The sequence below is a fragment of the Gordonia sp. i37 genome, assembly GCF_002043085.1.
In the GTDB taxonomy this organism is placed as follows: Bacteria; Actinomycetota; Actinomycetes; order Mycobacteriales; family Mycobacteriaceae; genus Gordonia; species Gordonia polyisoprenivorans.
The window spans coordinates 1-7,983 of record NZ_MVPX01000193.1 but is presented as its reverse complement, the minus strand read 5'-3'; the positions used below and the strand labels follow the sequence as shown (position 1 = coordinate 7,983).

The 7,983-nt window shown below is 67.9% G+C and carries 8 protein-coding genes, 1 pseudogene and 1 riboswitch; of the genes and pseudogenes, 6 read left to right on the top strand and 3 right to left on the bottom strand.

All coding sequences use genetic code 11. From position 1 onward, the window contains the following. The first annotated feature begins 179 nt into the window (after nucleotides 1-179). Nucleotides 180-276, top strand: a riboswitch (TPP riboswitch). From B1964_RS09210 to B1964_RS09195, 4 genes are all read left to right on the top strand, one after another. Then, nucleotides 265-1,038, top strand: a complete 774-nt coding sequence (locus tag B1964_RS09210; RefSeq protein ID WP_079929568.1) for a 3-oxoacyl-ACP reductase — start codon at nucleotides 265-267, stop codon at nucleotides 1,036-1,038. It overlaps the preceding riboswitch by 12 nt. Before the next feature lie 8 nt (nucleotides 1,039-1,046). Beyond that, on the top strand, nucleotides 1,047-1,676 hold the full coding sequence (locus B1964_RS09205) for a class I SAM-dependent methyltransferase (RefSeq protein ID WP_079929566.1): 630 nt from the start codon (nucleotides 1,047-1,049) through the stop codon (nucleotides 1,674-1,676). A 259-nt stretch (nucleotides 1,677-1,935) separates the two neighbouring features. Further along, complete coding sequence (locus B1964_RS09200; RefSeq protein ID WP_020171458.1) at nucleotides 1,936-2,505, top strand: GNAT family N-acetyltransferase; 570 nt, start codon at nucleotides 1,936-1,938, stop codon at nucleotides 2,503-2,505. A 70-nt stretch (nucleotides 2,506-2,575) separates the two neighbouring features. Further along, nucleotides 2,576-3,586 (top strand): phosphotransferase family protein, encoded by a 1,011-nt coding sequence (locus B1964_RS09195; RefSeq protein WP_079929565.1) that lies wholly within the window; start codon nucleotides 2,576-2,578, stop codon nucleotides 3,584-3,586. A 19-nt stretch (nucleotides 3,587-3,605) separates the two neighbouring features. On the opposite strand, the gene B1964_RS09190 is transcribed toward B1964_RS09195, so the two are convergent. The 3 genes from B1964_RS09190 to zapE all read right to left on the bottom strand — a co-directional run bounded on the left by B1964_RS09190 (nucleotide 3,606) and on the right by zapE (nucleotide 6,372). Beyond that, on the bottom strand, nucleotides 3,606-4,796 hold the full coding sequence (locus tag B1964_RS09190) for an acyl-CoA dehydrogenase family protein (protein ID WP_020171460.1): 1,191 nt from the start codon (nucleotides 4,794-4,796) through the stop codon (nucleotides 3,606-3,608). Further along, entirely contained in the window at nucleotides 4,793-5,215 is a 423-nt protein-coding gene (locus B1964_RS09185; protein ID WP_020171461.1) for a DUF6285 domain-containing protein, read from the bottom strand. Before B1964_RS09185 ends, B1964_RS09190 begins: the two co-directional genes overlap by 4 nt. 143 nt (nucleotides 5,216-5,358) lie before the next feature. Beyond that, nucleotides 5,359-6,372 carry a cell division protein ZapE gene (gene zapE / locus B1964_RS09180; RefSeq protein WP_079929564.1) on the bottom strand — a complete coding sequence of 338 codons (1,014 nt, stop codon included), beginning with the start codon at nucleotides 6,370-6,372 and terminating at the stop codon, nucleotides 5,359-5,361. Nucleotides 6,373-6,408: 36 nt separating this feature from the next. Between zapE and B1964_RS09175 the strand changes: the two genes are divergently transcribed. Next, nucleotides 6,409-7,173, top strand: coding sequence for a dihydrofolate reductase family protein (locus B1964_RS09175; protein ID WP_079929567.1), 765 nt, complete (start codon nucleotides 6,409-6,411; stop codon nucleotides 7,171-7,173). 22 nt (nucleotides 7,174-7,195) lie between these two features. Further along, nucleotides 7,196-7,983: pseudogene (locus B1964_RS09170) on the top strand (alpha/beta hydrolase); the annotation flags it as partial.

Below are 7,983 nucleotides of genomic sequence, written 5' to 3'. Positions count from 1 at the left end.
AGCTCAGTGGGAGAGCGCTTCCCTGACACGGAAGAGGTCACAAGTTCAATCCTTGTATCGCGCACCACCACAAGCCCGATGTGACGACCCGCTGCACACAGCGGGTCGTTTCTTTCCTCCCGACGCGAGCCATCGACGGCCCCGGCCCTTGCCTCATGAGCGCGCATACGATCTGATGTCATTCGGACATGGGGTGCCGGCAGTCGGTCGGCTGAGATCAGACCCGTCGAACCTGCCCCAGTTCGCACTGGCGAAGGGATGATCATGTCTGGCGCACTTCCGATCTCCGATCACGTGGTCGTGGTGACCGGCGGCGGTCGCGGCCTCGGTGCCGAGATCGTCCGCGCGGTCGCCGGGCAGGGCGCACGGGTCGTCATCAACTACCGCAACAGCGCCGACGCCGCGCGGGCGCTGGCCGACGAGATCGGTGACCGGGCGGTGGCGATCGCCGCCGACGTCACCGACAGAGCTGCCGTCGACTCCATGATCGATTCCGCCACACACCATTTCGGTCGTCCGATCACGGCGGTGGTCACCAACGCGCTGCCCGACTACTCGTTCAACGGCGACGCGCGATCCCACGCCGACGACCTGACCTGGGCCGAGCTCGATGCACAGTTCCGCGGCATCGTGGGCGGCGCGCTCACCACAGTGCAAGCCGCTCTACCGGGTTTGCGTGCCTGCGGGGCGGGTCGCATCGTGACCATCGGAACCAATCTGGTGCAGAACCCGGTGGTCCCCTACCACGACTACACCGCCGCCAAGGCTGCGCTGCTGGCCCTGACGCGCACGCTCTCGCACGATCTCGGCCCCGACGGTATCTCGGTCAACATGGTCTCCGGCGGCCTGCTGCGCACCACCGACGCCAGCGCCGCCACCCCCGCGGAGGTCTTCGACGCGATCGCCGCTTCCACTCCGCTGCGGTCGGTGACCACACCTCGCGAGTTCGCCGACGCGGTGCTCTTCTTCCTCTCACCATGGTCGCGTGCGGTGACCGGGCAGAACCTGGTCGTCGACGGCGGGCTCGTCAAGAACTGAACCACGCGGTGACCGAACAACCCGGCTATGACGCGTTGGCATCGCTGTATGCAACGACGTTCCCGACGGCCTTCACCACTGCACTGGAAAAGCAGGTCGTCGACGCCTTCATCGACACCGCGCGCACAAGCGCCGAGTATCCGCGGGTCGTCGACGTCGGATGCGGAATCGGCCACGTGGCAGCGCATCTCGCGGCCTCAGGTTGTCTGGTCAGCGCCGTCGACCCCAGTTCGGCGATGCTGCGGATCGCGCGGGACACCCACCCGCACATCGACTTCCGGCACGGTGATGCGCTCCTCGCCGACGTCGACCTGTCGGAGGTCGACGCATTGGTTGCGCGTTTCAGCCTGATCCATCTCTCACCCGACGACGTCGGTGAGGTCCTCACCTCCTGGCGGCGTCGGCTCGCCCCGGGCGCGCTGATCCTCGTCGCCACGCAGAGCTCCGATGAACGCGGTGCACACGAGTTCGACCACGCGGTGGCACCAGCGTGGCGCTGGCACCCCGACACACTGGCCGGCACACTCGTCGACGCCGGGTTCGTCGAGTTGTGGCGCACCGTCTCCCGCCCTGGACCCGGACACCGGTTCCCTGAGGTGCACCTCGTGGTGGCCGTCCCGCCCGACCGAAGTCCCTAGTCGCGGCTCGTACCGCGGTCTAGGGTTGTATGCATGATGAGCAATATGAGTGCCCCCGCCTGTGACAACCCCGATTGCACGTGTGGCCCGGACTGCAAGTGCGGTGAGAACTGCACCTGCGGAAAGAAGTAGCGCTTGCAGTCGACCCCTTGCGCGCAGAAGCCGCGCAAGGGGTTGCGCGCTGCCCGGACCCGGTAGCGTTCGGTACATCCTGGCGCCCGAGAGGAGAAGTCGGCCGGTGTCTGCCCAACCTGAGCCCATGACGGTGACCGTGCAGGTGGTCACCGATCCACGATTCGCCGACGAGGTGGCAGCCGTCGCTGCCGCGACCTTTCCGCTGGCCTGTCCCCCGCACTCGGCCCCGGCGAACATCGACGCATTCATCCGCGACAACCTCGCCCCCGCCGACTTCGCCGAGTACATCGATGCTCCCGAGTCCGACGTACTGCTCGCGCGAACCGACGACGATATTCCGGTCGGCTACGCCCTTGTGCATCATCGCGAACCCACTGATGCCGACGTCGCCGCCGTCATCACCGATCGACCGTCCTCGGAGGTCTCCAAGATCTACGTGCTGCCCGATCATCATGCGCGTGGACGCACGCAGTCGCCGTCGAGGTTGTTGATGGAGACGGCGATCGAACGTGCCCGGGCCCGCGGCGCGGCGTCGATCTGGCTGGGCGTGAATCAGGAAAACGCTCGGGCACAACGGTTCTACGCCAAGATGGGGTTCACCCGTGCCGGGGTGAAGACCTTCGACCTCAATGGCAGCGTCGAACACGATTACGTGCTGAGCCGACCCGTGCTGAGCCGTCCACTGGACGTGTGAGCCGGACCGGTCAGACGCACTGATCCCCCGATAACCGCCGTCGTGTCGCACCGGACTCTACACTCAACCAATGTCTTCCTCTGCCGCAACGACTCCCGACCCCGACCCGGGACACGCCGATGCTCGGGTCGCCGCAGGCCTGGCCGACGTTCTCCGGGAGTGCACCGGCGCGGGAGCGATCGAGATCGGTGATCTCGTGCGCATTCCGGCCGGGGCCTCCCGGCAGACGTGGTCGTTCGTCGCGACGATCGACGGCGAAGCACGACGGCTGGTCCTGCGGCTCGATCCACCCGGCGGACGCGACGCATCGTCACTGCTGCGCGAGGCCGCACTCATGCGCGCCGCGGGTGCCGTCGGGGTGCCGTCGCCCACGGTGATCGCCGAGGGCCTCGACCACCCCGACATCGGCGGCGATTTCGTCGTGATGAATCACATCGACGGCGCGACCATTCCGCGAAAGATTCTGCGCGACCCCGAATTCGCCGACGCACGCGCTGCACTCACCGGCCAGCTCGGTGCGGCGTTGGCGGCGGTGCACTCGATCGACGTCGACGCGGTTCCCGGGCTACCCGAGGACGATCCGCTGGCCGCTTGGCGTCCCGAACTCGACGCCGCCGACCGGGTCTTCCCGACCTTCGAGTTCGCGCTGTCCTGGCTCGAACGCCACCGACCCTCGACCGCCGGACGCACCGTCACCCACGGCGACTTCCGCATCGGCAACGTGATCGTCGACGGCAACGGGCTTGCCGCGGTTCTGGATTGGGAGCTCGCCCACATCGGTGACCCGCTCGAGGATCTCGGCTGGATGTGCGTGAAGGCCTGGCGATTCGGCGGCGCGGGGATGGTCGGCGGGCTCGGCGGACTCGACGAGTTCATCGGCGCCTACGAGGCCGCCGGCGGAGCGCCCGTCGACCGGGAAGCATTGTTCTGGTGGCAGGTCTACGGCACGCTGCGCTGGGGCATCATCTGCCTGCACCAGACCCAGCGGCACCGCACGGGCACCAGCCGCTCGGTGGAACTGGCCGCCATCGGCCGCCGGGTGTCGGAGAACGAGTGGGAATTGTTGTCGCTCATCGGATGAGGCGAAAGGGCAGGCCTCCTCAGCGCAGCCCGAACTCCCAGTTCCCGCCGTTGCGGTACTCGGTGAGGATGCGCCGCCCCACCGTCGAGATGTGCACCTCGTCGGCGCCGTCGTAGATCCGCGCGAAGCGGGCGTTGCGATACATCTTGCCCAGCGGGGTGTCGTCGGTGACGCCCGCGGCCCCGTACACCTGCACGGCACGGTCGATCACGTTGTGCAACATGTGCGCACCGAAGACCTTGACCGCCCCGATGTCCACGCGGGCCTGCTCCCCGCGATCGATCTGCTCGGCCGCCTTGAGGGTCAGCAAACGGCTTGCCTGGATCTCGGTGTAGGAGTCGAACACGTGCTTCTGCATCAGTTGTTTGTCGGCAAGCGGTTCGCCGAAGGCGCTGCGTCCGATCAGCCTGCGGCACATGAGGTCGAAGGCCCGTTGTGCCTGTCCGAGCCAGCGCATCGCATGGAAAATGCGGCCGGGCCCGAGCCTTTCCTGCGCGATGACGAAACCATTGCCACGCTCGCCGAGCAGATTCTCCGCAGGCACCCGCACGTCGTCGTAGTCGACTTCGAAGTGATGCCCGGAGAACCCGAGAACCGGTGTGTCACGCACGATCCGGTAACGCGGGTGATCGGTCGGGACGATGATCATGGAGAACGCCCGATGGCCGGGGGCGTCGGGCTCGGTACGGCACATCACGGTGGTGTAGGCGGCCTGGGCGGCGCCGGTGGTGAACCACTTGCGGCCGTTGATGACCCACTCGTCGCCGTCGAGGACCGCGGTGGTGCGCAGTCCGGTCGGGTCCGATCCTGCGACGTCGGGTTCGGTCATCCCGAAGCTCGGCGAGATCTCGCCCCGCACAAGCGGTTCGAGGTAGGCATCACGCCATCGGGCGGATGCATGGCGGTTGAGCATGATCGAGTCCTGCAATGTCCAGGTCCCCAGCGCCAGTTGTCCGTACTCACTGCGGCCCTGGACCTCGTTGACGTAGACGTAGTCGAGGAATGGCAGACCACCACCGCCGATCTCGGTGGGATGTCCCAGCGCCCAGAGGTTTCGGCGCTTGGCCTCGGCGCGGAGCTCGGCCATGATCGCGTCCGCGTCGGGACCGCCTGCGTCGAGTTCGGGCTCACGCGGCTCGACGAGTTCGACCATGAACTCGTACACCGCATCGCGCAGCGGCCGTACGTGTTCCGGCACTTCGAAGGTCATGCATCTCCGATCAGAGAGGGATTGTCCACGCGCAGTTTGGCTTCCACTGCAGCGCGCAGTACGGCGGGAATCCGCGGGTCCTCCGGGACGAATCGTCCTTCGCGTAGCCCTGCGACGAGTTCGGTGGCATCGGCGCATCCGAGGGTGGCGAGGTCGGCGTGGAAGCGTTGCGCCGGCTCGGCACCGGCCGCGAGTTGGCGTTCGACGATGGCCACCACGTTGCCGGCGACACGAGCGTGGAATCGGGTACTGCCCGAGGTCTCGGCCATCACCTGTCCGTGCAGGAACTCCCGCACCGACTCGAGGAGCTCGGTCATGGTGGGCAGGTCGTAGAAGTCGTCGCCGGACGCCGCACCCGACGACGAGTCACCGGACGTGGCCACTGCGGCGTCGGCGTGCTCGAAATCCTTGTTCTGCAACGCCTTCGACCTCTTCCCCGTCGGTGGACTCAGGCCCTTGCCATGCTAGCCACGTCGACGGGGTGTGGTCAACGACACACTGGAACAAATCCGGAGAAATGTTCCGATGCCGTTGCCCCCACGGCCTGTGTCAGACCCTTCTGTCACACCGCCGACTCGGCGAATCGCGACAGCGCCAACAGACGCGACGTCGCACGCAGGTACTTCTTGCGGTAGCCACCGGCCAGCATTTCATCGGTGAAGATCTCGTCGAGCTTGGCGCCGGACACCGTCACCGGGATGTTCGCGTCGTAGAGGCGGTCGGCGAGCACCACGATCCGCAGCGCCACCGACTGATCCTTGGCCGGATGCACCCCACTGATGCACACCAGTGAGACGCCGTCAACGAGTTCCTTGTACTTCGACGGATGCAGCTTGGCCAGGTGCGCGCACAGCTCGTCGAAATCGTCGAGGGTCGCCCCCTCGGTGGACTCGGCCAGCGCGATGAGATCCTCGGTTGAGCGCGGCTCCGGTGCGGGCGGCAGGTCACGGTGTCGGTAGTCGGGGCCGTCGACACGGATGGTCTCGAAGATCGCGGACAGCTTCTTGATCTCCCGCAGGAAGTCCTGCGCGGCGAATCGGCCCTCGCCGAGCTGGCCGGGCAACGTGTTCGACGTCGCGGCGATCGAGACGCCCTTGGCGGTGAGTTCGGTGAGCAGACGCGAGACGATCATCGTGTCGCCGGGATCGTCGAGCTCGAATTCGTCGATGCACAACACGTTCTGCTCCGAGAGGCGCTCAACGGCGTTCATGAAGCCCAGGGCTCCGACGAGGTGGGTGAGTTCGACGAACGTGGCGAACGATTTCGGCGCGGGCATGGCGTGATAGATCGACGCCAGCAGGTGGGTCTTGCCGACGCCGAACCCGCCGTCGAGGTAGAGGCCCACCCCCTGCGAGGTCTGCTTGCGGGAGAACAACCCCTTCTTGCCGCTGCGCGACTTCTTCGCCCGCTCGACGAAGTCACGGGCCTTGGCGACCGCCTCGGCCTGCGACGGTTCGTTCGGGTCGGGGATGTAGGAGTCGAAGCTCACCGAGTCGAAGGTGGACGGCGGAACCATCTCCTCGATCAGCTGCTCGGGAGAGACCACCGGATTCCGGTCGGATAGACGTGCCACCATGGTGGGCAGCCTAGTCACTGTCGACCATGAGGAATGATGCTCTACCAGCATAAAGCGACCCAGGTCACATCCGGAGCGCCCGACGAGACCCAGAATCTGCGCGAACTCGCGCGCTTCTACCCCTACCCCGACTCGCTCGATCGTCCGTTCGTGCGCGCCAACATGGTTGCCTCCGTCGACGGCGCCTCCTCGGTGCAGGGCCGTTCGGGCGGGCTGGGCGGCCCCGGTGACCGCGCGATCTTCCGCCTCCTGCGCGGGCTCGCCGACGTCGTGGTGGTCGGCGCCCGCACCGCCCTGGCCGAGGGTTATCGGCAACCCACACCCGACGAGGCGTTCGGCGCGATGCGCGCCGACCAGGGCCAGTCGCCCGCCCCGATGCTGGCTCTGATCAGCAATTCACTGTCGATCGACCCTGACTATCCGCCGTTGGCCGATCCCGCGACCGTGGTGCTCACCTGCTCCGACGCGCCGGCGCAGCGTCGTCGCACACTGACCGATCGCGGGGCGACGGTGGTCGACTGTGGCAGCGAGGCCGTCCGCATCGGTCGGGTGCTCGATCACCTTGCGATCCTCGGACGGCCCCGCGTGCTCTGCGAGGGCGGACCCACCCTCCTCGGGGCGGTCGTCGCCGAGGGCCTGCTCGACGAACTGTGCCTGACGACGAGTCCGACGATCGTCGCCGGCGACACCGCGCGAATCGTCACCGGCCCCGCCCTGCCCGAGCTCGCGCAGATGCGTCCGGGCCATCTCCTCTCCGACGACGACGGGTACGTCTACACCCGGTGGACCCGGGCGAGCTGACCGATTGGCTACGCTCGCCGTCATGGCCTTGGCAAGACGTGGCCCGGTGTTCCGGGGACGGTCGCACACCGCACCGGCACGAGCGAGATCGGGACGCGCCGGCCGGTCGTGGCGACGGTCCGGCGTCTCCGTCGCGGCTCTCGTGGCCGCGGTGACGATCGGCATCTCCGCGTGCGCCATCGGCCCCGATCCCGGTCCGGCCCTCGTGCCAGGCGGTGGCGGCAACGGTGGTCAGACCGCGCCCGCGTCGTCGAGTGCCCCGGCGAAGGCACCGGAGCTGCGCGCCCCGGCCAACGACCTGCCGTGGCAGGACTGTGCGGCCAAGGTCTCCGGCGATTACGGGGCCCCCGCACCGAACGGGCTGAGGGTGCAATGCGCCACGCTGGCCTCCCCGGTCGACCCGGACCGGTCGCAGACGACGCTCTCGCTCGCCCTGACCCGCATCACCTCGCCCACGACGCCCGCGGACGCCGCACCCCTGGTCCTCACCTCCGGGACCGACATGCCGTCGTCCCGCGCGCTGTTGCTGCTGGCCTCCGGCGCGGGCCGCAGCCTGCTCGACAAACACCCGGTGGTGGCCGTGGACCGGCGCGGAATCCCGCAGAGCACACCGTTGGACTGTCTGACCCGCGCCGATCGCGCCGCGTACGCCGACAACGGCCTGACCCGCGGAGCATCTGAGGATCGCCGCATCGGCGACCTGGCGTCGGCGGCCTCCGACGCCGCCGACGCGTGCACCGAGACCCTCGCCCCCGACCAGCTGGCGTTCGGTGTCGGCGCGGCCGCCTCCGACCTGGAGACCCTCCGCAA